Source organism: Psychroserpens citreus (assembly GCF_055686305.1).
The window spans coordinates 2,138,556-2,162,151 of record NZ_CM145999.1 but is presented as its reverse complement, the minus strand read 5'-3'; the positions used below and the strand labels follow the sequence as shown (position 1 = coordinate 2,162,151).

22 protein-coding genes, 1 tRNA gene and 1 pseudogene are annotated in these 23,596 nt (G+C 33.2%); 15 read left to right on the top strand and 9 right to left on the bottom strand.

Translation table 11 applies throughout. The features are described from left to right. The first annotated feature begins 1 nt into the window (after position 1). The 12 genes and pseudogenes from ACTU6T_RS09650 to ACTU6T_RS09595 all read left to right on the top strand — a co-directional run bounded on the left by ACTU6T_RS09650 (position 2) and on the right by ACTU6T_RS09595 (position 11,673). Positions 2-1,399, top strand: coding sequence for an FAD-dependent oxidoreductase (locus tag ACTU6T_RS09650; protein WP_460218004.1), 1,398 nt, complete (start codon positions 2-4; stop codon positions 1,397-1,399). A 6-nt stretch (positions 1,400-1,405) separates the two neighbouring features. After that, positions 1,406-1,810 carry a RidA family protein gene (locus tag ACTU6T_RS09645; protein ID WP_460218003.1) on the top strand — a complete coding sequence of 135 codons (405 nt, stop codon included), beginning with the start codon at positions 1,406-1,408 and terminating at the stop codon, positions 1,808-1,810. Between the two features lie 157 nt (positions 1,811-1,967). Next, positions 1,968-2,723 carry a DUF6090 family protein gene (locus ACTU6T_RS09640; protein ID WP_460218002.1) on the top strand — a complete coding sequence of 252 codons (756 nt, stop codon included), beginning with the start codon at positions 1,968-1,970 and terminating at the stop codon, positions 2,721-2,723. A gap of 28 nt (positions 2,724-2,751) precedes the next feature. Continuing rightward, positions 2,752-3,513, top strand: coding sequence for a DUF6090 family protein (locus ACTU6T_RS09635; RefSeq protein WP_460218001.1), 762 nt, complete (start codon positions 2,752-2,754; stop codon positions 3,511-3,513). Between the two features lie 94 nt (positions 3,514-3,607). Further along, positions 3,608-5,046: pseudogene (locus ACTU6T_RS09630) on the top strand (aldehyde dehydrogenase). A gap of 13 nt (positions 5,047-5,059) precedes the next feature. Next, positions 5,060-5,581: a PsbP-related protein gene (locus ACTU6T_RS09625; RefSeq protein ID WP_460218000.1), complete on the top strand. Its 522-nt coding sequence runs from the start codon at positions 5,060-5,062 to the stop codon at positions 5,579-5,581. After that, a complete protein-coding gene (locus ACTU6T_RS09620; protein WP_460217999.1) occupies positions 5,582-6,364 on the top strand; it encodes an SDR family oxidoreductase in 783 nt (260 codons plus the stop codon). Between the two features lie 196 nt (positions 6,365-6,560). Next, complete coding sequence (locus ACTU6T_RS09615; protein WP_460217998.1) at positions 6,561-7,097, top strand: 3-hydroxyanthranilate 3,4-dioxygenase; 537 nt, start codon at positions 6,561-6,563, stop codon at positions 7,095-7,097. A 38-nt stretch (positions 7,098-7,135) separates the two neighbouring features. Beyond that, positions 7,136-8,224, top strand: coding sequence for an amidohydrolase family protein (locus ACTU6T_RS09610; RefSeq protein WP_460217997.1), 1,089 nt, complete (start codon positions 7,136-7,138; stop codon positions 8,222-8,224). Between the two features lie 2 nt (positions 8,225-8,226). Beyond that, entirely contained in the window at positions 8,227-9,369 is a 1,143-nt protein-coding gene (locus tag ACTU6T_RS09605) for a hypothetical protein (RefSeq protein ID WP_460217996.1), read from the top strand. A gap of 63 nt (positions 9,370-9,432) precedes the next feature. Continuing rightward, positions 9,433-11,025: a peptide MFS transporter gene (locus tag ACTU6T_RS09600; protein WP_460217995.1), complete on the top strand. Its 1,593-nt coding sequence runs from the start codon at positions 9,433-9,435 to the stop codon at positions 11,023-11,025. A gap of 6 nt (positions 11,026-11,031) precedes the next feature. Beyond that, on the top strand, positions 11,032-11,673 hold the full coding sequence (locus ACTU6T_RS09595; RefSeq protein WP_460217994.1) for an O-methyltransferase: 642 nt from the start codon (positions 11,032-11,034) through the stop codon (positions 11,671-11,673). A gap of 2 nt (positions 11,674-11,675) precedes the next feature. On the opposite strand, the gene ACTU6T_RS09590 is transcribed toward ACTU6T_RS09595, so the two are convergent. The 7 genes from ACTU6T_RS09590 to ACTU6T_RS09560 all read right to left on the bottom strand — a co-directional run bounded on the left by ACTU6T_RS09590 (position 11,676) and on the right by ACTU6T_RS09560 (position 20,838). Beyond that, positions 11,676-13,961: an ATP-binding protein gene (locus ACTU6T_RS09590; protein WP_460217993.1), complete on the bottom strand. Its 2,286-nt coding sequence runs from the start codon at positions 13,959-13,961 to the stop codon at positions 11,676-11,678. Between the two features lie 206 nt (positions 13,962-14,167). Further along, positions 14,168-15,682, bottom strand: a complete 1,515-nt coding sequence (locus ACTU6T_RS09585) for a S8 family peptidase (RefSeq protein ID WP_460217992.1) — start codon at positions 15,680-15,682, stop codon at positions 14,168-14,170. Between the two features lie 114 nt (positions 15,683-15,796). Next, on the bottom strand, positions 15,797-16,084 hold the full coding sequence (locus ACTU6T_RS09580; RefSeq protein WP_460217991.1) for a twin-arginine translocase TatA/TatE family subunit: 288 nt from the start codon (positions 16,082-16,084) through the stop codon (positions 15,797-15,799). A 58-nt stretch (positions 16,085-16,142) separates the two neighbouring features. Next, positions 16,143-18,398, bottom strand: a complete 2,256-nt coding sequence (locus ACTU6T_RS09575; RefSeq protein ID WP_460217990.1) for a M1 family metallopeptidase — start codon at positions 18,396-18,398, stop codon at positions 16,143-16,145. A gap of 86 nt (positions 18,399-18,484) precedes the next feature. Then, positions 18,485-19,285 (bottom strand): carboxypeptidase-like regulatory domain-containing protein, encoded by an 801-nt coding sequence (locus tag ACTU6T_RS09570; protein WP_460217989.1) that lies wholly within the window; start codon positions 19,283-19,285, stop codon positions 18,485-18,487. Beyond that, entirely contained in the window at positions 19,272-20,039 is a 768-nt protein-coding gene (locus ACTU6T_RS09565) for a peptidase associated/transthyretin-like domain-containing protein (protein ID WP_460217988.1), read from the bottom strand. Before ACTU6T_RS09565 ends, ACTU6T_RS09570 begins: the two co-directional genes overlap by 14 nt. Then, positions 20,032-20,838, bottom strand: coding sequence for a carboxypeptidase-like regulatory domain-containing protein (locus ACTU6T_RS09560; RefSeq protein WP_460217987.1), 807 nt, complete (start codon positions 20,836-20,838; stop codon positions 20,032-20,034). Before ACTU6T_RS09560 ends, ACTU6T_RS09565 begins: the two co-directional genes overlap by 8 nt. 131 nt (positions 20,839-20,969) lie before the next feature. Here ACTU6T_RS09560 and pepE point away from each other — a divergent pair, with 131 nt between their 5' ends. Then, on the top strand, positions 20,970-21,677 hold the full coding sequence (gene pepE, locus ACTU6T_RS09555) for a dipeptidase PepE (protein WP_460217986.1): 708 nt from the start codon (positions 20,970-20,972) through the stop codon (positions 21,675-21,677). Positions 21,678-21,706: 29 nt separating this feature from the next. On the opposite strand, the gene ACTU6T_RS09550 is transcribed toward pepE, so the two are convergent. Together ACTU6T_RS09550 and ACTU6T_RS09545 are read right to left on the bottom strand one after the other, a co-directional pair. Further along, positions 21,707-21,779 (bottom strand) — tRNA-Gly (locus ACTU6T_RS09550). Between the two features lie 49 nt (positions 21,780-21,828). Continuing rightward, positions 21,829-22,254 carry a GNAT family N-acetyltransferase gene (locus tag ACTU6T_RS09545; protein ID WP_460217985.1) on the bottom strand — a complete coding sequence of 142 codons (426 nt, stop codon included), beginning with the start codon at positions 22,252-22,254 and terminating at the stop codon, positions 21,829-21,831. A 65-nt stretch (positions 22,255-22,319) separates the two neighbouring features. Between ACTU6T_RS09545 and ACTU6T_RS09540 the strand changes: the two genes are divergently transcribed. Both ACTU6T_RS09540 and ACTU6T_RS09535 read left to right on the top strand, forming a co-directional pair. Further along, positions 22,320-22,829: a GNAT family N-acetyltransferase gene (locus ACTU6T_RS09540; protein WP_460217984.1), complete on the top strand. Its 510-nt coding sequence runs from the start codon at positions 22,320-22,322 to the stop codon at positions 22,827-22,829. Between the two features lie 33 nt (positions 22,830-22,862). Continuing rightward, complete coding sequence (locus tag ACTU6T_RS09535) at positions 22,863-23,594, top strand: M15 family metallopeptidase (protein WP_460217983.1); 732 nt, start codon at positions 22,863-22,865, stop codon at positions 23,592-23,594. Positions 23,595-23,596: the final 2 nt, after the last annotated feature.

The following is a 23,596-nucleotide window of genomic DNA, read 5'->3' as shown; positions in this document are numbered from 1 at the left end:
TATGAGCAAACAACAAAATATATTAATCATAGGTGCAGGACTCTGTGGAAGCCTCCTTGCCTTAAGACTTGGACAACGTGGTTATAACGTAACAGTTTACGAAATGCGTCCCGATTTACGTAAGACAGATATATCTGCAGGTCGTTCGATTAACTTGGCCTTTTCAGATCGAGGAAATAAAGCCATGAAACTTGTTGGCATAGAAGACAAAGTGAAAGCACTTTGTATTCCTATGAATGGACGCATGCTCCACGACAAAGATGGTAATACCTTATTATCAAATTATAGTGGAAGAGATCATGAATTTATCAATTCTATTTCTCGAGGAGGTTTAAATGCTTTGCTTCTTGATGAGGCCGAAACTCACGAGAATGTTACAATACATTTCAACAAAAAATGCAAATCAGTAGATTTTGAAAATACAACGGCACTCTTTATTGATTATCTTACAAAAGATGAATTCATAGAAGATGCCGATACAATTATAGCTACAGATGGCGCAGGTTCAGCTTTACGACGAAGTTACTACCTAGAACGTAAATTTTTGTTTAGTTTTTCTCAAGACTATCTTACTCATGGCTACAAAGAACTCTCTATTCTTCCTACTGAAAATGGAGATTACAAAACGTATAAAAACGCCTTACACATTTGGCCTAGAGGTGATTTTATGCTCATAGCTTTACCTAACTTAGATGGCAGTTTCACAGTGACTTTATTCTTAAGTTATGACGAAGGTGAATACAATTTTAATAATTTAACAACGCCTAAAATTGTAACCGAATTCTTTAAAAAGGAATTTCCTGATGCGTTAGAATTGATGCCAAACTTAGTAGATGACTTTTTTGAAAACCCTACATCACCTTTAGGAACTGTAAAATGTTCGCCATGGCATTATAAAGGCAATACGTTGCTTATGGGAGATTCTGCTCATGCCATTGTTCCGTTTTACGGACAAGGAATGAACGCTTCATTTGAAGATGTTGTTGAATTTGACGCTGTTTTAGATCAACATGAAGGTGATTGGGAAACTACGTTTTCTGAATATGAAAAAATAAGAAAAAAAGATACCGATGCTATTGCAGATTTAGCTATAGACAACTTTCATGAAATGAAGGATCATGTTGGTCAAGCCATATTTCAGGAGAAACGAAAAATTGAAATGGCGTTAGAAGAGACCTTCCCAGAGGACTATTCTTCTAAGTATAGTTTAGTAACATTTAATGAACATATTGGTTACAGAAATGCTATGCTACGAGGAAGAGCCCAAGACAAAGCTATTTTAAATATGCTGTCTGATGGGATTATCTCAACAGAAGACGACATTAAAGATATTTTAGACAAAGTAAAAACAGAAACCGAAGCCATTCTAGAAGACGATAGAATCGCTGGACTACACTAAAACATTATGAGCGAAAACATAGTAACACCAAGAGGAGCTTACCCGCACATCAAACAAGTTGGCGATTTTATTTTCGTCTCAGGAACCAGTTCTCGACGACCAGACAATACTATTGCTGGTGTGGATATTATTGATCAGATGGGAACCAAACGTCTCAACATCGAAACCCAAACACGTGAAGTTCTAAAGAATATCGATAGAAATTTAAAAAAAGTTGGTGCTTCGCTAGCAGATGTTGTTGATGTCACATCGTTTTTAGTCAATATGAATGACTTTGCAGGCTACAACAAAGCCTACGGTGAATTCTTTGACAAAGCTACTGGACCAACCAGAACTACAGTTGCCGTACACCAATTACCTCATCCGGATTTAGTGGTAGAGATTAAGGTCATGGCCTACAAGAAATCTTAATGATTAACCTAATTATCACACTGAGCGCAGTCGAAGTGTGATACAAACTCTATTGTAACAATTTAAATTAAACCGATACTAATCAGTAGAATTACTTATTTTTAAGTGTACTAACCTCAAACCACCCATTGCTTAATCACTTTTTATTTTTTACATAGTGATTAAATTCTTTAGACGTATCCGACAACAGCTGCTCTCTGAAAATAAATTCAGTAAATACTTAATATATGCCATTGGCGAAATTATTCTTGTGGTGATTGGTATTCTTATTGCACTTCAAATTAATACTTGGAATGATTTGAGGCAAAAAGATAAACTAAAACAAGCTTATAGCAAATCTCTCATTTCGAATCTAAAACAAGACTCAACAGTTTTAAGGCGCTTTTTAAAGGCCACCGAACAAGATTTTAATCAAACTTTAAACCATTTTAAAAGAGTTAATAGTAAAACTTTGAATGTAGATAGCTTAATAATTATTGCCAGATATGAATTCAAACAAATTACTAGTGTTTTTACTAATTCTTTTAATAATCAAACGTTTAAAACCTTAATTGCTTCCGGAAATATTGAACTATTTGATGAAGATATATCAAATGACCTAATGGAGTTAAATTCTTTACACGAACAGTTTAACTTATCTATTGAGAAACATAACGACAATTATATTAGACAGCTTAGTAAATATGCTGAATCTTACCCATTGATTGCAGAGGTTCCACAAGTAGAATCGCCTGTTCAAAAATTAATGTGGAGTAACATTAATAAGAAAGAGTTCTCAAGTCTATTCACCAGTGTTGCAACTTTTAAAATCGTATTGGAGCAAAATGGAAGAAGGTACAGTTCGTTAATACTTGATAAAACAATACAACTTTTAGAAAACTTAAGAACGCAAAATATTAATAATAATGATTAAGTTTTTCCGTAAAATACGCTATAACCTAATGAGTGAAAACAAAACTGGTAAGTACTTCAAATACGCCATTGGTGAGATTATCCTAGTTGTCATTGGTATTCTCATTGCTCTTCAGATTAACAATTGGAATGAAAACAGAAAGGAAAGGATAATAGAACTAAGCTATTTAAAAAGACTGACAGTAGATCTAGAAGAGAATAAAACGCTATGGAAAGAAACCCTAAACCGTAAGAAAAAACAATTAGCAGCTGCTCATGTTTTTTTAAATTTTAGGTTTAGTAAAAACCAGGATACAGTAGTTAAAATTCTGCCATATTTCATAGATCTTGGTAATTGGAAAGATATAAATATTAATCAAATTACTTTTAACGAAATGGTGAGCAGCGGAAACTTAAATATAATATCTAATGATTCTGTAAAAATAAAACTATTAGATTTAGATAAACTTTACAAAGCAATTTCAAATAACCAAGAAGTGCTAAAAGTTGAACATAAAGATCGTTTACATGGGCCAACAATGAAAATAATAAATACTAGTAATGCTTTTGTTACAGACCCAAATCAAAGAAATATTCTTAAACGAGAGTTTTCAAAAGAAGAAATGAGTATTTATTTTAATGAGTTTCAGAAAGACTTAATTACACTAATAAATGATAAAGAATTTATAAACGGAGTTGTAGGTATTCCCTATAATGCTCAATCACAGTTTATTTCTTTTAACGAAGCTTCAGTTAAGGTTAATGAACTAATTTCATTGATAGATAAAGAAATCAATTCACTGGAGAATTAAAATCAAACCAAATACCTTGAAAATTCTTTATACATTACACTAGAATTTATACCAAATAACGTTTAACTTGTAGGCTCAAATCAATCGTTCTCTTATGAACATTCAAAACTACATCAACGGAAAGTATACGCCTCCCATTGCTAATAGGTGGATTGATAACTTTAATCCTTCTAATGGTGAGATTTACGGACAAATACCAAACTCATCTAAAGAAGATGTTGAGAATGCCTATATTGCTGCAAAATCAGCATTTCCTAGTTGGTCGCAAACTCCCTTAGAAGAACGCAGTCGTATTCTTATTAAAATTTCAGAGTTAATAGAAACCAACTTACAACGTTTTGCTAAGGCTGAATCTAAAGACAATGGTAAACCTGTGTCTTTGGCTAAAAGTGTCGACATCCCAAGAGCTGCTAGTAATTTTCGGTTCTTCGGAAATGCGATCACGCAATTTGCCAGTGAAAGTCATGAAAGTGTTGGGCAACAAGCCATTAATTATACCTTGCGTCAACCCATTGGTGTAGTAGGTTGTATTTCTCCTTGGAATCTTCCACTCTATTTGTTTACTTGGAAAATTGCGCCTGCTCTGGCAACAGGGAATTGCGTTGTAGCAAAACCCAGTGAAGTCACACCAATGACTGCCTATTTACTTGGTGAAATTTGCAACGAAGCTGGATTACCTAAAGGCGTATTAAATATTGTTCATGGATTGGGCAGTTCTACTGGTCAAGCTATCATTGAACATCCTGATATAAAAGCCATTTCTTTCACTGGAGGCACAGCAACAGGAGCTCATATTGCTAAAGTAGCCGCTCCAATGTTTAAGAAATTATCTCTAGAATTAGGAGGTAAAAATCCAAATATCATATTTGCCGATTGTGATTATGAGGATATGTTGAATACAACTGTACGTTCCTCCTTTGCAAATCAAGGGCAGATTTGTCTTTGTGGAAGTCGTATTTTGTGGAAGTCTCGATTTACGAAAAGTTCAAAAACGATTTTGTGTCGAAAGTGAAAGCACTTAAGGTTGGTCATCCAAGTGAAGACAGTACTAATATTGGTGCTTTAGTTTCTAAACCTCATTTGGATAAAGTAAAAGAATACATCCAAATTGCGAAAGATGAAAATGGAACTGTATTGTGTGGTGGACATGATGTTTCTGTGAAAGGCTATGAAAATGGCTATTACCTCTCTCCTACTGTTATTGAAGTCGTAACAGACGACTGTCGTGTGAATCAGGAAGAGATTTTTGGTCCAGTAGTAACCATTATGCCATTTCATAAAGAAGATGAGGTTTTACAAATGGCCAACAAAGTAAAATATGGATTATCTGCTACGCTTTGGACAAACGATTTGAAACGTACTATGCGAATGAGTAACCAATTACAGGCTGGTATTGTTTGGGTAAATACTTGGATGATGCGCGACTTACGAACTCCATTTGGAGGCGTCAAAGCATCTGGTGTTGGACGAGAAGGTGGTTTTGAAGCTTTACGTTTTTTTACTGAAGCAAAAAATGTATGTATCAAATATTAAATTAAACTATGATATGAAATTCAAAATAACAACATTAGTATTAGCCTTTTTAGTTACCGTTGGATATGCTCAAGATAAGAAGACTATAGAAAAAGATGGTTATAGCGTGACTTATCCTGACACATGGGAAAGTAGCGATCAAAAACCTCAACCCAACGTTCAATTTTTATTGATGTCAGACATTAGTTCTCAGAACAAAGATATGTTTAGAGAAAACATCAATATGTCAACAGAACTTCTAAACGGACAATATCCAACTTTAGCCGAATATTCTAAAGCCTCTTTAGACATGATAAAGACTCAAATACCATCCTCAAAAATTATTTCTAACAATACTATTTCTGTAAATGGTGTTGATGCCATAGATTTAATTTGGAGTGCTTCTTTTGGAGCTATAGAATTAAAATTTCGACAATATGTATTGCTAAAAAATGATACAGCTTACATCATCACTTATTCAGCTTCTACCACAGAATATGATGACTATAGTACAATTGCCACTAGCATTTTAAACAGTTTTAAATTCACAAAATAAATGAACTTAAACATTAACAACAAATACGCTTTAGTTTGTGGCAGTACTGCTGGCATAGGAAAAGCAACAGCAATAGCATTAGCTGAAGAAGGTGCTATTGTTACTCTTATCGCGAGAAATGAAGATAAATTAAAAGCAACTTTAGCTGAATTACCTCAACACAGGCCTCATAATTATATTGTTGCCGATTTTTCAAATCCACAAGACCTCAAGGAAAAAGTTAACGCTTACATTAATACTCATCATGGCTTTCATATTTTAGTGAATAATACTGGAGGTCCAAAAGGAGGACCAGTATTTTCTGCTTCAGTAGATGAATTTGAACAGGCATTTACGCAACATTTAAAATGTAATCACGTCTTAGCGCAAACCCTTGTTCCGTTTATGAAAGAAGAAAGTTATGGTCGTATCGTAAATGTAATCTCTACATCAGTAAAGCAGCCATTAGATGGTTTAGGCGTAAGCAACACTATTAGAGGAGCTGTAGCCAATTGGAGTAAAACCTTAGCCAATGAATTAGGGCAATTTGGGATTACTGTTAACAATGTGTTACCTGGAGCTACAGGAACAGAACGTTTAACAGAAATCATTAAAAACAAATCGGCTAAAACAGGAAAAACAGAAGATGAAGCAGCAAATGCAATGCGCCAAGCAGTTCCTGCGAAACGCTTTGCTAAGCCAGAAGAATTGGCTGCTGCCATTACATTTTTAGCGAGTGAGCCAGCATCCTATATTAACGGAATTAATCTTCCGGTTGATGGAGGAAGAACAAAGTCGTTATAAGCACATAAAAATCGTTTTTTATTAGTAATTTTATTGAATTGATGAATTTGCGTTAAGGATTGATACGACATCCTTTTTGTTTTACCAAAGACCTTTCGACTGTGCTCAAGGTGACATTACAAAAAGATATAGTGGAAAGCCTGACGCTCTGCAACTTTAGTGGAAGAGCGTAACGCCCAAAAAACACATTTTAACCATGAGTACATTATATCCTCCAATAAATTTCAAAGCTTGGATTGACGAGAATAGACATTTATTAAAACCACCTGTAGGCAATAAGGTCGTTTGGAAAAATGGTGATTTTATTGTCATGGTTGTTGGTGGTCCTAACAGCAGGAAGGATTATCATTATAACGAAACTCCAGAATTTTTCTACCAAGTAGAAGGAGATATTGTTTTAAAAGTGATTGACAAAGGCACTCCAAAAGACATTCATATAAGAGAAGGTGAGATTTTTTTATTACCACCTAAAGTACCACATTCTCCGCAACGTGGCGCAAATACAGTTGGTTTGGTAATTGAGTATCCAAGAGAAAAAGGCGTACAAGATGCTTTACTTTGGTTCTGTGAAAACTGTACCACAAAACTCTACGAGGAAGATTTTACTTTAGATAATATTGAAACTGATATGCCTGCCATCTTTGATAAATACTATGGCGATAAAGATAAACGAAGCTGTCCTAATTGCGGTGAAGTGATGCAACCTCCAAAAAAAGTACAAATCGAAGATTAATTTTTAAGATGTTCTGAGTCAAACTTAGAGTCATAACTATGGAAAAACGCAAACTAAGAATAAACGGTCATTCACATTTATTACCCTATCCTGAGGAAATACCTGAATTTATGAAAGATAAAGGGATTTTTTGGGTAGACAAGGATCGTAAGTTTATGCTTCAAAAAGATTGGAATCGCCCAATTACCGATTCGAGTTTCTTTCTAAATGAAAAGCTCGCTTGGATGGAACATTTCAAAATTGATCATGCCGTTGTACTCAACTTATCACAACTCTATGGCAATGGGTTGCGTTTGGAAGAAATGAAGCAAGCCCTACGTTTTCAAAACGATTTTAATGCTAAAATCCAACAAGATAATCCAAGTAAATTCACTTGTGGATTTGTGGTTCACCCAGGGTTTGTACGAGGCGCATGTTGGGAAATTGAGCGATGTGTAGAACAATTAGGCATGCAATTACTATGCTTACCAACGCACTACATGGATACCATTGGAACTTGGCGTTGTATTTTTGATGAGGAAAATGAACCTATTTTCGAATTGGCAGATAAATATAATTTAGCTGTTGAAGTTCATCCTTACGATGGCGAGAAATTTATAAAACTAGAAAATACATCATGGCGCTTTCATCTCATTTGGATGCTAGCACAATGTGCTGATGCCTATCATTTTTTAACCTTGAATGGGTATTACGAAAAGTACAAAAACATGCGTGTATGTTTTGCTCATGGAGGACAATTGGCACAAATCAATTTAGGACGACGTATACAAGGGTTTGATGGTCGTCCAGATTTATTTGAAGACAAGAATCATCCAAGGAGAGCCGTAGGACATCCAAACATCTTTTTTGACACACTCGTTCATGATACAGGTGGTTTAGATTTATTAATAAAAAACCAAACTTCAAAACAAGTCCTAATGGGATTAGATGACCCTTATCCACTTGGTGAAATGGAAAGTGAAAAACAATCGTCATATCCTGGTAAGATTTTAGACTTAGCTATAGACCGTAACATTATTACCGAAAATGAACGCGATGCCATTTGGGAAGATAATGTAATACAATGGCTTTGTGGTGATGATCAAAATGCAAAGGACAAGCTTGTTAAACGAATTTTAGGTAATTAATAATGACTGCTGTCTCAGAATTTTATATTCTTTCGCACATATTTATTTCTTTAGTAGGTGCTATATTATTATTAGCAATATGGTTAAATATTAGGCAGCGATTTTCTCAATTGCTAGAAGAAAATGATAATCAGAAACGTGTTGACAAAGGCTTATTATATCTTAGCTTAGCAATGTTTATTTGGGTAGTTTCTGGATGCTGGTCATATACTGGGCATTATTTCACCTTTAAGCACACTTATGGATTTCAAATTGGCATTCACCTTCTATCAATAGTCAATAACATGTTTCTATTATTGGCACTGTTTTATTTTTATTATGCACCTCGGTTTATTTATAATAATAAAAAGAATATAAAAACTATTTTGGTTCTTATTGTTATTACAGCAATCATCACCATGCTACTTTCTAAGTTTACTGGAGAAAACAGCACTTCAAATGGCATTAATATAAGTGCAATACCCGACTTAATACTTTCAGCTTTTATGTGTACTCTATTAGGTGTTTCACTATTCAGAACTTTTGCTTACAGAGGCTTGAAAATAGTTGGTGTGATTTCTGTACTTATTGTACTACTTGTTTTTGCTTCTCAACTGTCTGAAGTATTTGTAAATTACGGAAATGATTTTAGTAATAATTTTGTCAAAATAATAGCTAAAACCTCCTTAATTGCCGTATTCTTAGTCTTAGCTACTACATGGGTTATTCGTTTAGCTAATATGCCAAAACCCAATGAAATGACCATCACGTTTTTAGATTGGAGTTTAGTAAAAATTAGCATCCCTACTAAAGGCGTTTTTGATGAAATCATTGATTTCGGATCAAAAACGACCCAATATAAAAACTTATTGAAATTTGCCATAAGACGAAAATATGGCGATGGTAATTCACAGAGTTTAATGGTAAGTTTGGGTGGTGAAATAAAAAATCAAACCTACCTTACTCGAATCATAGAAAACATAAATTCTATTTTAGAGTTAAACACTATTCAGCGTCTTGAAAGACGAGATTTATTTACATTTATTGGTGAAGGCCGCTATAGATTACGAATGATTCCAAATCATATTACTATCGATTCTACCTTGCTTGAAGAATTTTCAAAAACACCAGAAAACGAAGGCTACAAACAGCTTTTGAAGCCTTAAAGCATCAGTTACAATTAAGCACAATTGATTATTTTTTATTATTATTAGTTACACGGTTAAATTTTGAAGCCAATACAATATACATTGCCTTTAAATCAAAAAACCGAACAGATGACTACTTCAAATTCTAATGATGTCTTTGGACATCCAAAAGGATTAATTTACTTATTTTTTGCTGAATTATGGGAACGCTTTTCATTCTATGGAATGCGGGCACTTCTCGTGCTGTACATGACCAAGCAATTATTATTTACAGACGATATGGCTTTTGGCGTATATGCTGCATATATGTCATTAGTTTATGTCACACCCATGATTGGTGGAATCCTAGCTGATAAAATTTTAGGCTTTAGAAAAGCTATTTTACTTGGAGGTCTACTTATGGCTTTAGGTCATTTCTTTTTAACCTTTGAGTCACCAGTATTTTTTTATGGATCATTAGGGTTAATTATTGTGGGAAATGGGTTTTTTAAACCAAATATTTCTTCGCTTGTTGGTGAATTATATGAGCAAGGCGATGTTAGACGAGATTCTGGGTTTACTATTTTTTATTTAGGTATTAATTTAGGTGCAGCGATTGCTCCATTAGCATGCGCTTGGTTTGCAGAAGCCTATGGTTGGCATTATGGTTTTGTTCTTGCTGGTATAGGTATGATTATAGGCTTGTTTGTTTTTAATAGAGGGTTAAAGCAAAATGTTTTTGGAAACAAAGGATTAACTCCAAACAAATTCTCTTACCAAGACACAAGGCTAGGATTACATAAAGGACAAATAATTACAATTGCGGCATTTTTATCCGTACCAGTATTTGCTTTGATTGTAAAATTTCATGAATTTGAACATTATCTCGTTTGGGTAGTTTCTTTATTTCTAATCTTTTATGTAGTTTATATCCTAAAATCTGTTACAAAAAAAGAGAAAAAACGTTTATTAGTAGCCGTCTATTTTACCATTTTATATACACTATTTTCTGCCATATTTGAACAGGCTGGTAGCTCACTTACCTTATTCGCAGACAGAAATGTCAATCTAGTGGGTATGGATGCTGCCGGAACCAATAGTATTAATGCCGGCTTTATCATCTTATTTGCCGTTCCATTCTCAATGCTCTGGACCTACTTAAGCAAACATAAAATGAATCCCAATTCAGCTATCAAATTTAGTTTAGGACTCATCTTTTTGGGCTTAGGATTTGTAGTTTTCGCCTTGTCTGCAAATAGCATTGATGAATTTGCACGAACTTCAATGATATATTTAGTCTTGGGCTATTTAGTACTCACTATTGGCGAGCTATTTCTTTCCCCTATTGGACTATCTAAAATGACAGAACTTTCACCACTAAAGTATGTAGCTTTTATCATGGGAGTCTGGTTTTCGGCAAATTTTTACGGGCACTTTTTTGCTGGAAAAATTGCTAAATTGACAACGGTGACTGAAGGTGAAACCAATGTATTTACAAAAGGCATTTTTGGAGAAATTGTTGAATTCATTACAGGTATCACGCCAGAAATGGCAATGCAAAATAGTGATAGCTACCAACAGCTGTACTCTTACCTTTCTGTTTATGCCAGTTTCGGTGTTATTAGTATCATAGTTGGTATATTTGCATTGCTAATTTCACCTATCATCAAAAAAATGATGTCTGGTGTTCATTAATAATATATGCATTTTTTACCTGAAAAATTAGATGACTATGTGGTTTCGCATTCAGAAGATGAACCTGAATTATTGAAACAACTCACAAGAGAAACCTATCAAAAAATATTACAACCTATTATGCTTAGTGGTCCGTATCAAGGTCGAGTACTGAGTATGATATCGAAACTGGTTCGTCCAAAAACCATATTAGAATTAGGTACTTTTACTGGTTATGCTACTTTATGTTTGGCTGAAGGACTTCAAACTCATGGTGAGATTCATACCATAGATGTGAATGAAGAATTAGTTGATTTTCAACGGAAGTATTTTGATCAATCAGATTATGGTCAACATATTCATCAACATTTAGGATCGGCTCTTGATATCATTCCTACTTTAGACATCACATTTGATTTAATCTTTATAGATGCAGACAAGCCAAATTACTCAAATTATTTCCATTTAATCATTGATAAACTAAACCCAGGAGGTATTATCTTATCAGACAATGTGCTTTGGCATGGAAAAGTTATAGAACCAGTTAACGACAAAGACAAATCTACAAAAGCAGTTATTGAATTTAATGCATTACTTAAGACTGATAATAGAGTAGAAACTGTTGTTTTACCTATTAGGGATGGACTTACTATTAGTCGAAAAAAATGAAACTAGGATACTTTCTCTAGTTTAAAATTACTAGGTTCATCAGAAAACTTTACACGTTCAATATGTTCTGAAATGGTTTGAAAAAACTCATAATTATCAAATGGTTTCGTGATAATACCATCAAATCCAATGAGCTTATAATCTTCCTTTATTTGTTCTATATCTGCAGCTGTTAATGCTAAAATAGGTGTTTTAGCATCAAATTTTCGAATGGCTTGTGTGGACTCGTTTCCATTCATTACAGGCATATTGATATCCATTAAAATTAAATCAAAATCTGTTGCTTTATGTGCATCTAATGCTTCTAATCCATTTTTAGCAATTACGCATTCATAATTCTCTCGTTGTAGCAAATTTTGAGTTACGATTTGATTAATCTTATTATCTTCAGCAACAAGAATTTTATACTTTTGGGTTATATCAATGGCTTCTCCTTTGGCCTTTTTTGCCTTAGCTTTTTCTGATTTTGCTTCTCTATCAATATCAAATGCCAATTCAAAACTAAATGTCGTACCCAAATCTGTTTCGCTCTCAATTTCTAATGTGCTTCCAAATAATTCGATAATATTTTTAGTAATTGGTAATCCCAACCCAGTACCTTGATAGTTGGTATTACTATTCTTGTCTAATTGAGAAAAATTCTCAAAAATCATTTTTTGTTTTTCTTTCGGAATTCCTGGACCATCATCTTCAACTTCAAAACGTAAACACACCTCATCCTTGTTAACATTCAAAAGTTTAATTCGTATTTCTATTTTGCCATTTTCAGTAAACTTAATACTATTTCCAATTAAGTTAATAAGCACCTGAGATAATCTTACATTGTCACACTTAATAAATTCCGGAATGTTTTTATCTACTGAGATTTGAATTTGATTATTTGTCTCTTCAAGCCTATAATCAAATGAATTCACTAAATTTTCGAGTAACAATCTAATATTAACTGTAACGTTCTTTAATTCAATTTTTTGAGATTCTATTTTCCCAATTTGCAAGACGTCATTAACTAGGTTTAATAAATAATCACCCGAGTACTTTAAGGACTTCAAAAACTTGGTGTCTTTTTCGCTTAAGTCATTATTTTTCAAAAGCAAAGAGGTTAACCCAACAACACCATAGAGTGGCGTTCTAAGTTCATGAGTAACATTGGATATAAAATTACTTTTTAACTTGGAAGATTTCTCAGCTTGATTTTTCGCGTGTTCTAATTCGTCATTCCTCCTCTTTAAGATATTACTCAGTTTTCTCTTAGATACATAACTCCTGTACATTGTAAGCAATGAAATACATAATAAAAACACTGTAATAGATATAATAATATTAACGTTTTTTATCTTATTGCTTTGTGCTAATTGCTCTATTCTTTCAGAGTTGGCTAGTTGCGCAACGTTTTTATAGTTTTCAATCAAAAATTTAGATTTTACAATAACACCTTGTTCAATTTTATCCTCATTTATAAATTGATCTCTATATGAGTTATGCATTAATAATGCTTGATAGGCTTCACTATCTTTTTCTAAACTAGCATAAGTAGAGGACAACGATTTATATATCTCACTCAACAATGGGTTCTTATCATTAATTGCAACACTATTTTGGCCTTCCAAAAAATACGCGGCTTCAGTAAGCTTGAGAATAGCGCTATCATAAACTCCAATCTTATAATAATACTGACCTTGCACAAAATTTAATTGAGCTTTAGAATACTCAATAGCTTCTATTTGGTCTAAATTTTCCTGAGCTCTAGATAAATATATCAACGCTTTTGGAAAATTATTAGCATTTAAATACAATTTTGCCAAGTTCAGTCTGATACTAAACAATAATTCAGGCTTGCGATTATAGTTATTGTGATCACTAATATTTTCTTTATTAGCATAGAACAGACCTTTTTCAAAATAAGGTATTGGGTTTGTAGGTGGTTTTTTATGCATAAACATTTTACCCAAACTTAAATATGAACTAGCAAGCAAAAAATTATCATTAGTTTTTTTTGAAACCCTAATTACTTTAGTAAAGCTTTCTTCAGCCTTATCATATTCATGCATAAAGTCATAAATTTTACCAATTGTAAAATTTGCAACAGCATTCCCATAATTATCTTGTATAGAATCTGACAAATGAATGGCTTGATTAAACACATTAAAAGATTCAACAATATCATTATTATGATAATGACTTAAAGCTAATGTATTTAAACTATCAATTTTGTTGATTAGTACTCTTTCAGTTTGACTAAAAGATAAAAACGAACATAACAAAAAACAGCATAGTAGTTTTGCTTTCATAGTAGGTTTAGGTTTGTTTGGGACGGTTAAAATATCTCTAAGTCATCTAGTTACAATAAAATAATCGTTGAATGCCCTTTTTTATCGGATAAACTTCATAATTGTAATGTCGAAATCGACGAACAGCATATTACATATGGATGACCTGAATAAAAAAACCTCTCCAAAACAAGGAGAGGTTTATAATTAACTATTTTATTTCAAAATTACTGTACAGCTTGCCATGCATCTATATTTCCATAACCGAAACTACTATTTTTATAAGGATAAAATTCCGCAGATTGTTTTAATCTATTTAACACCTGTGTCCTACTCCAATTTGGATGCCTAGACCACACTAAAGCTGCAATTCCAGCAGTTGTTGCTGTCGCAACTGAAGATCCTCCAGTATATCGTCGGTCTCCATTATAAAAACCTAATACAGGGGGTGCTTTACTTGTGTTATTATCGCCTTCCATAATAATGGTAAAGTCAATTTTACTTCCACTATGGCAAGTATTACATCGTTCATAGTTACTTCCATCATCTACACCAGTAACAGCAACAGTTTCACTCATAGTTGCTGGAAAAATAACACCAAAGCCATTTGTAAAACTTGTTGATGTTCCACCAGCAGCAAATATCAATTTATTCTTACTATAAGCATACTTTACAGCATCTTTAATATTGCCTATAGACCACACATAGCCGATCGACATGGAAATTATTTTCACATCGCTTCGATTTCCTAATTGGATAAGTGCATTAGATACTCCTTTACGCTCATGATAATCATTTAACACAACATCTTCAGTAGCTCTGTAAGCCACCAAATTTGAATTATAAGCCACTCCTACTGGCATTCCATTATCATTTCGAGGTGATGCCATGGTAGACCCCATTGCTGTTCCATGTCCACATTTATCATGTGGCCCATCATAATTACTAGACCACCACCAAAATGAATCGATGAACGTTCCATACTTTTGAACAAAACGACCAGATGATTGCCCGTCATTAAATCCTGATGAAGTAAGTAAATTCTGTGATTTAGATAATCCTGTATCAATTAATCCTATAGTGACTCCAGAGCCCGTACTTAAACTCCATGCTTGCTGAATATTATGTTCACTAAAATTCCAAGCAACTTGTGCATTATTTGGACTTACAGTTGTATAATGCGTCGGATTTATATAATCTCCATTTTTATCACAACCTGAACTTGATCTATTATTATCTTGACTTTCATCATAAGTAAACTGATTATAGCCATTAGGTTCTAGATAACGGACATCTTTATGCGCTTTAAGCGCCTTAATAGTTTCAATGCTAAAAACACCTACATCAATCACATTAAGAATGTCTTGCTCAACTAATTTCAGTTCTTTTTTGTCAATTTGCTCGTTTTCAATAACGATATCAATCAATGCATTCTTTTTAGCTTCTAATGTTTCATCACGAACTTCAGAGAAACTTTGACCTTCTTCACCATAGCCAATAGTCAATACATTTTGACCATGCATCACTGCACTCCACAAGACATGAGCATTTTGTTTATTCCAATCAAAATCACCAGATGCTCTTAATGATTGACTTATTCGACTGTTAAGTTCTTCAATGGTAAGTGGGTCTTTAGGGAATTGAATGTCTTGAGACTCGGTTTCAACAAATGTTTCTTCTTTAGCACAAGAAACTAGGGTAATTGCAAGAAGAAGCAACACCTTTAGGTACATGTTTTTCATTTAATATGATTTAGCGGTTAATGTTGTTCTAAATATATTAAATAATCCATAATCATAAACCCTTATGATTACGATTTTAATAAAAATGTTAATAACATATTACGAATTTATCAATTACAGATTTCTTTTGATCGAACCCGTAAAATCTTCAAGATCGTCTTTCACTTTATTGATTTCTTCGGAAATGTCTTTAGTAACATCTGCATTGACTCCTTGATTTTCAGCAGTTTTGGTGATTTCAGATTTGATATCACTAGAAGCATCTCTAAGCATACGCATTCCTTTACCCATTCCACGGGCAATATCTGGTAATTTATCAGCGCCAAAAACCATAACCACGATTAGGAGAATAAACATGACTTCAGGTGCACCAATAAACAAAAATGTAGCGAGTTGTATCACGATGCAAATATAATGAGATGTTTTGACATTAGTTGAAGATTTAAAGATATAAAAATGTCTAATCCTCTTTTCTAGTCCAACTATTATTAGAAGTATTTACATCTGCTGTTTTCAATTCAGAATCTATGACCATTGAAGTAACTTCTTTTTCAGATGCAATTACCTTGGTAACTTTTTCATCATTGTACCTCCAAATTTGAGCAGGATATATTTTAGTTTCAGATGTACCATCCGCATAATTTAATTCTAAGAGAATCGGCATTACTAAACCACCTGGCTTCTCAAAAGTAATTTCATAAAAAAATTTAGGGTTTTTCATCCTTCTCCTCTCTTTTGCTGTAAAATTATTTTTTAAATAGTCACTCAATACAGCAGAATTTTCAACAGAAGAGCCCTGAAGTAGTGTCTCATCAAATAGTTCACTTTCAGATTCAATTAAATATACCCAGTTCAACTTTTCTAATTCTATCTCTCGACTATGAGCATAGTTTTTAGCATATTGATTAGGGATCGATGACACATAATACGTTTTTACATCTTTAAATCCGATATCCACCCAATCGGTTGTATAAAACCAACCTCTCCAAAACCAATCCAAATCTATAGCAGATGCATCTTCCATAGTTCGAAAAAAATCTTCTGGTGTTGGGTGTTTAAACATCCAACGTTGGGCATAGGTTTTAAAGGCATAGTCAAATAATTCAGGACCCATAACGACTTCCCTCAATATATTTAAAGCAGAGGCTGTTTTCACATAAGCATTATTTCCTGATTGATGCAGATACAAACCATTGGTCATTATAGGTGCCAATCGTTCTTGATTTCCACTCATATATTTGATAACTTTATTAGCAGGACCTCGCCTATGAGGGAATTCTATCTCATCTTCAGGCAACACATTTGGGTAATTTTTCACAAAATCTTGTTCTGCTAAATATTGTATAAACGCATTAACTCCTTCATCCATCCATTTCCATTGACGTTCGTCACTATTCACAATCATTGGAAAAAAATTATGTCCCACTTCGTGAATAATAACACCAATCATTCTAAACTTAGTATAATCACTATAACTACCATCCTCATCAGGTCGTCCATAATTCCAACAAATCATAGGATACTCCATCCCTTGTCCTTTGGCATGAACAGAAACAGCCTTGTTGTAAGGATAATCAAAGGTTCGATTAGAATACGATTTTAAAGTGCTCGCTACAGCTTTTGTTGACCATTCTTCCCATAAGGGATTCCCTTCTTTTGGGTAAAGCGAGCCAGCCATTACAGTTTTATCTCCAATTTTAACAGCCATCATATCCCAAATGTATTTTCTTGAGCTAGTGAATGCAAAATCTCTAACATTTTTAGCCAAAAAACGCCAGGTCTTTTTAGTCTTTTCGTGACTTTTTTCTCTAATTTCTGCTTCATCTTGGGTTGCTATTACTACAGGTTTTTTATATGATTTTATCGCCTTTTGATAGCGACTCATCATATCTTTTGAAAACACTTCATTTCTATTTAGCAACTGTCCTGTAGCATCTAACAAATGATCTGAAGGAACCGTAATATTAACTTCATAATCTCCAAACGACAAGGCAAATTCATCACTTCCCCAATATTGAAAATTTTGCCAACCTTCAACATCATTATAAGCAGCCATTCTTGGATAAAATTGAGCAATAGCATAAGTCCTATTTCCATCAGGAAAGAGCTCATACCCAGATCGACCACCATCTTCTACATGATTATTAATTTGATACCACCATGTGATATTGAAAACAAATTGATCACCTGTTTTCATAGCTTTAGGCAACTCTATTCGCATCATCGTCTGATTAATAAAGTATGATAACTCTTCTCCATCTAAAGTTGCTACTTTTTCAATATTAAATCCGCCATCAAAATTATGTTTCATATATGTTGACACATAACTGGAAGGACTTAATGCTGGAATTAAAGTGTTCTTTATAATAGCTTTTGACGGCCTACTTTTTTGTCTAACATTTTGATCTAACTGTAACCAGAGATACGTCAATTCATCTGGTGAATTATTGGTGTAGGTAATTGTTTCATTACCACTTAGCCTAGCGGCAGCATCATCAATTTCTACATCGATTTTATAATCTGCTTGTTGTTGATAATACGAAGGACCCGGAGCTCCTGACGCCGTACGAAACCTATTAGGAGTAGCAAACTCATCTTTAAGTTGTTTAAACTTACTTAGGTTTACATGTCCTGATTTAGATTCCTCTTGACCAAACACATTTGTTAATAAGGATAGACAAAAGAAGAATAAGTAAATACATTTTAAGTATTTCATAACAATAGATAATTTATAAAAATAGCTTTTTTAATATAGCCCTAAATTGAAAGTACTACTAAAAATCATTACTAAAACAAATGACTTTAGTCGTCTGAAATATTAGTGTCATCTTTAAACTGATAGAGTTTTTTAAGTAGAAATTCATATGTTTTTAAACTATTATTTTCATTACACAATTCTAAGGCTTTAGGGTCTTCCGAAATGTAATAAAAAAAGCCATTTCTCAATTCAGATTCAATATTATAACCCCCAAACAAAGCTTCTGAAAATTCAGAAGCCATTTTTTTGACGCAGTTATCTTGATCTTCTAAGAGGACTGCACGTTTAAGTTTTTTTGTACGGCCAGAAATTTTGTTCAATATTTTATGAATATTTACACCTACATATAACGGAGCAATAACAATAGATTTCCCAGCATCTGCTTCGTATAATCGCCGTTCCTTTTGAGTTTTTGGTCTTCCGGTATAACCTGGAATACCAACATCATAAAAATTTATATCGCGTTTGGCATCACTATTTTCAATATCAGATAATAAATTTCCCGTAAGTACTTTTCCTACTACCACTTCATCTAATTCATTAACTCTATCTTTAAGCGAAATTGAAATATAACCTAAATCTATAGTCGCCTTCCCGATAATTATGGTTTGAGGTGTATATTGAATACTTGAAATTAGTATTGTATCATTAGAGGTAGCAGCAATTTCAAATTCTCCTTTATTATTTGTTATGGTATTTTTTTGAGCAGAAATATTTAGCACGTGTATACCATCTAAGTCAGAACTCGCAACAACTTTGCCTTTCAAGTTAATAGATTGAGCACTACTACTTAAGTAGCCAAGTGCTAATAATAGCATGAGCAATATGTGATTAATCTGTTTCAATTCTAAGTTTAAATACCTTTAGCTTATCCTTTAAATACTCTAGCATTTTCAATTCATTATCGAGTTGAGCTAATGGTAAAAATTTGGGGTCATCGGCAACAAAGAAAAAAAACTCCTTATGCTTCGATATATCAAGTGAATCTGTTTCAAATAATAGTTCAGCATAAGTTGCGTAAGCCTCATCTGCTGCTGCATCTGTCTTTTCACGTTCAATTTGCTCTTTTAACCGCTTCGTTCTTCCAGATAACCAATTAATAAAAGGGTTAAGCGGAACCAATCCACCGCCCGATTTAGCTTCATATAAACGTCGTTCACTTTGAGTTTTTTGTGGTCCAGTGTATCCAGGAATACCCAAATCATAAAAATTAATATCACGCTTTGCATCGCTATTTTCAATGTCAGACATTAAATCACCTGTCAATATTTTGCCTACTGTGACTTGATCAAGAACATTGACATTATCTTCAAGATTCACGGTTACTGCCTTCGTTTGTATAATAATGTCTGTTACTACAAACTCTTTTAAAATGTATTGAATACTAGACACCATAATAGTATCATTCAGTGATGCTGGAATTTCAAATTCACCTTCATCATTGGTAATAGTAAATTTGTTCGCTGTTTTATTGATAATATGAATACCAAACACATCACCACTGGCTTTAATAACTCCTGTAATATCTTGAGTTTGCGAGGCAGCTTCCGAAGAAAAAAACGCAAAGAAAAAAAAGAAAAAAAATGGGACTCTAATCACTCTTAACGTTTAAAAAGGCTTTACTTTTTTGATTTAACAACTCAAGAAATTCAAGCTCTTTACCATAGTTCAACAATGAAAAGTCAAACGTTTTATCATCTTCAACATATTGTATAAATTCTTCAACTCGGTGTTCTGGGATATTAAAATTATCAATTATAAATTCTGAACCAAAGTAGTACTTAATAGAATTCACTGGCACATCTGGAATACCTTTAGCTGCTTTATCTTTCACTTTACTTCTAAACAAAGGAATTAATAATTGGTCTACAATATTAACTACATTCAATCCATTAACCATAGTTTGTGATTGTGAGTGCATGGCTTGGTTTTCTACTTCGGTTCGAAGATCATCTGAAAACTCATAGTCGTCAAGTTTTTTTATCCCAAAATACAAGGCATCCAATTTAGGGTTAAATGTTTTTACTGAAGACACATCTGTTTTTAACTCACCTGTAAGTCCTTTCGTTAACACTAAAATTTCATCTAGTTTATTGACTTCTTCAATCAAGAAAATCCGCATTCGTTTTGAATCGATAATCGCTTGACTCACTTGTAAATCAAAGTTTTGATATTGTAAGGCTCTAATTTCAATAAAATCATTAAGGGCTACTTCGATCGTAAACGCGCCATTTTCATCAGTAATTACACCATTATTAGATGATGTATTATATACTGTTATACCTTCGACATCATTGCCTTCGACAATTATTTTTCCATCAACTTCTACGCGTTGAAATCGCTGAGAAGTGGCTGAAATAGACATTAATAAGAATAACAAGAGTAGAACTTTTTTCATAGCTGGTGGTTTTGACTTGTAAAGTAACTGTTTGAAAACTTAATTTTATAATAAGAACTGGCTAAACTTTTGTTAAATTAAAACCATGTCTTTATTTTGCTTTTACCTAAATTTACAACAAAATTTGACCAATGAAAAATATTATCATAGCGAGCACTTCAACAATTCATGGAGGTGAACCATTAGATTATCTTCTAGAAGAATTGTGCATCTTTTTTAATAACACTTCAGAAGTTTTGTTTATTCCTTACGCAAGACCAAGTGGTATAACACACGATGAGTACACAGCAAAAGTTAATGACGCATTTAAAAAAATTAACAAAACTGTTAAAGGCATTCATGAATTTGAAAACCCTAAGGAAGCAATTACCCAAGCTAAAGGTATATTTACTGGAGGAGGAAATACATTTGTCTTGGTTAATCAACTATATAAAAACGATCTTTTAGACACCATAAAATCAGTAGTACAAAACGGAACACCTTATTTGGGTACAAGTGCAGGAAGCAATATTTGCGGACTTACTGTTAACACAACTAATGATATGCCTATTGTGTATCCGCCAAGTTTTAAAACTTTTGGTTTTGTTCCCTTTAATATCAATCCGCATTATTTAGATCCAGATCCTACGAGTAAACATATGGGAGAAACTCGAGAGACTAGAATTAAAGAATTTCATAAATTTAACACCCAACCTGTTGTAGGCATTAGAGAGGGAAGCTGGTTAGCGGTTCAAGGTGATTCTATAATCCTTAACGGACCATTAGATGCCAGAATTTTTGAGTACAATAAAGCGCCTTATGAAGTTCATACAGGAACCGAACTTAATCATTTAAAATAAAAAAGCCTCATCGTAGTGATGAAGCTTAGAGCGAGAGACCGGGTTCGAACCGGCGACATTCAGCTTGGAAGGCTGACGCTCTACCAACTGAGCTACTCTCGCATTCCGGATGCAAATATAAAATATCTTTTGTGTTGTAACAGAAAAAATCCTAGAACTTTTTTAAAAAATGATAACCCAAAATCTCAAACCCTTCATTATAGTAAAATTTATGTGAGGGATAGTTTTGCACATAGGTATTCAACTCAACAGAATTACACCCCTTAGTCTTTACATAATCATAAATCCAACTTAAAAACTGTTTCCCCAAACCTTTATTTCTATATCCATCATCAATATAAACATGATCAATTTCAACAGTTTTACCTATGTAATGTCGTGTACAAAACCACATTCCAGTAACACCAATCAAAATATCGTCATCATATATAACCGCGCATTCGTAATTTTGAGATATCATTTCAGTAAAGCGTTGTTTAAGTATCTCATCTGAAAATTTATTATTAGTTAATTTCTGAATTAACGGTATTACTTTATGAATCTCTGCTGAGGGCAACAACTTAAACTTAAATGGCATGACTTTAATTTTAAGTGAAGATAAAAATTTTGGTTAAGTTTGAGACACAATCATTGTTTAATATAATGAATCATATTCTAGAAACTGAACGGCTCTATCTGAGAGAATTTATAATTGATGATGCTATTCATTTTTACAATATGAATACAGATCCAGATGTTTTAAAATACACAGGTGATGTTCCCTTTGAAAGTATTGAGAAAGCTAAATCATTTTTAAAATCTTACAATCAATACAAACTATATAACATGGGCCGATGGGCAGTTTGCAAAAAACATAATGATGAATTTATTGGTTGGTGTGGATTAAAATTTCATCCTTTAGAAAATTTAGTAGAAGTTGGCTATCGCTTTTATAAAACTCATTGGCGCAAAGGTTTCGCCTCTGAAAGCGCTAAAGCAAGTATTGACTATGGATTTAATATATTGAATCTCAAAAAGATTTATGCTCATGCACATATTGACAATTTTGCCTCACATAGAGTCATCGAAAAATGTGGACTTACACTAATTAATGAAGCTATTTATGATGGAATGCCTGCTAAATTGTATAAAATAGAAAACCCAAACACCTAAAATTGGCATAACTTATGTTATGTATTGAATATAATGAATAGACGCCATTTTTTTAAAATCACTACCCTTTCAGGCTTAGGAGTAACGCTATTTCCACAAATGGCCTTTAATACTGTAGATAGTTTATCTTATGACGAATTAATTGGAAAAGGACAACCAGAACTTTACGGTGAACAATTTAAATTAAGAAAGGAAGCCTATAATGCTTTTATATTAATGGCAACTCACGCGTTAAAAAGTGACATTCGTATTCAGGCTGTGTCTAGTTATAGGAGTTTTTCTCATCAAAATAGAATTTGGGAACGAAAATATAAACACTATACACGTCAAGGATTAAGCCCAGAAAATAGCATCAAAAAAATTATTGAATATTCAACCATACCTGGAACATCTCGTCATCATTGGGGAACAGATATCGATCTCATTGATGCAAATGTCACACAACCTAGACGTGTTTTATTACCATCACATTTTGAAGACAATGGTTGCTTTTCAAAATTTAAAACCTGGATGGATCAACATGCTAATAACTATGGATTCTATTTAGTTTATACTAATAAATATGATAGAAAAGGTTTTAAATATGAGCCGTGGCATTACAGCTACAAACCACTTTCAAAACCTTATCTCACTGCCTATAAAAAGTTAATTTTAAAGGATATTATTACTTCGGAAAACTTAATGGGAAGTAATCATTTTTCTGAAGAATTCATTATGAACTACTTAAACCAAAATATTTTGGATATAAATCCAGAACTTTTGTAAAT

Coding starts and splice junctions, on each gene's coding strand:
- ACTU6T_RS09650 (WP_460218004.1), top strand. CDS start 2: ATGAGCAAACAACAAAATATATTAATCATAGGTGCAGGACTCTGTGGA.
- ACTU6T_RS09645 (WP_460218003.1), top strand. CDS start 1,406: ATGAGCGAAAACATAGTAACACCAAGAGGAGCTTACCCGCACATCAAA.
- ACTU6T_RS09635 (WP_460218001.1), top strand. CDS start 2,752: ATGAGTGAAAACAAAACTGGTAAGTACTTCAAATACGCCATTGGTGAG.
- ACTU6T_RS09625 (WP_460218000.1), top strand. CDS start 5,060: ATGAAATTCAAAATAACAACATTAGTATTAGCCTTTTTAGTTACCGTT.
- ACTU6T_RS09620 (WP_460217999.1), top strand. CDS start 5,582: ATGAACTTAAACATTAACAACAAATACGCTTTAGTTTGTGGCAGTACT.
- ACTU6T_RS09615 (WP_460217998.1), top strand. CDS start 6,561: ATGAGTACATTATATCCTCCAATAAATTTCAAAGCTTGGATTGACGAG.
- ACTU6T_RS09610 (WP_460217997.1), top strand. CDS start 7,136: ATGGAAAAACGCAAACTAAGAATAAACGGTCATTCACATTTATTACCC.
- ACTU6T_RS09605 (WP_460217996.1), top strand. CDS start 8,227: ATGACTGCTGTCTCAGAATTTTATATTCTTTCGCACATATTTATTTCT.
- ACTU6T_RS09595 (WP_460217994.1), top strand. CDS start 11,032: ATGCATTTTTTACCTGAAAAATTAGATGACTATGTGGTTTCGCATTCA.
- ACTU6T_RS09590 (WP_460217993.1), bottom strand. CDS start 13,961: ATGAAAGCAAAACTACTATGCTGTTTTTTGTTATGTTCGTTTTTATCT.
- ACTU6T_RS09585 (WP_460217992.1), bottom strand. CDS start 15,682: ATGAAAAACATGTACCTAAAGGTGTTGCTTCTTCTTGCAATTACCCTA.
- ACTU6T_RS09575 (WP_460217990.1), bottom strand. CDS start 18,398: ATGAAATACTTAAAATGTATTTACTTATTCTTCTTTTGTCTATCCTTA.
- ACTU6T_RS09560 (WP_460217987.1), bottom strand. CDS start 20,838: ATGAAAAAAGTTCTACTCTTGTTATTCTTATTAATGTCTATTTCAGCC.
- pepE (WP_460217986.1), top strand. CDS start 20,970: ATGAAAAATATTATCATAGCGAGCACTTCAACAATTCATGGAGGTGAA.
- ACTU6T_RS09545 (WP_460217985.1), bottom strand. CDS start 22,254: ATGCCATTTAAGTTTAAGTTGTTGCCCTCAGCAGAGATTCATAAAGTA.
- ACTU6T_RS09540 (WP_460217984.1), top strand. CDS start 22,320: ATGAATCATATTCTAGAAACTGAACGGCTCTATCTGAGAGAATTTATA.
- ACTU6T_RS09535 (WP_460217983.1), top strand. CDS start 22,863: ATGAATAGACGCCATTTTTTTAAAATCACTACCCTTTCAGGCTTAGGA.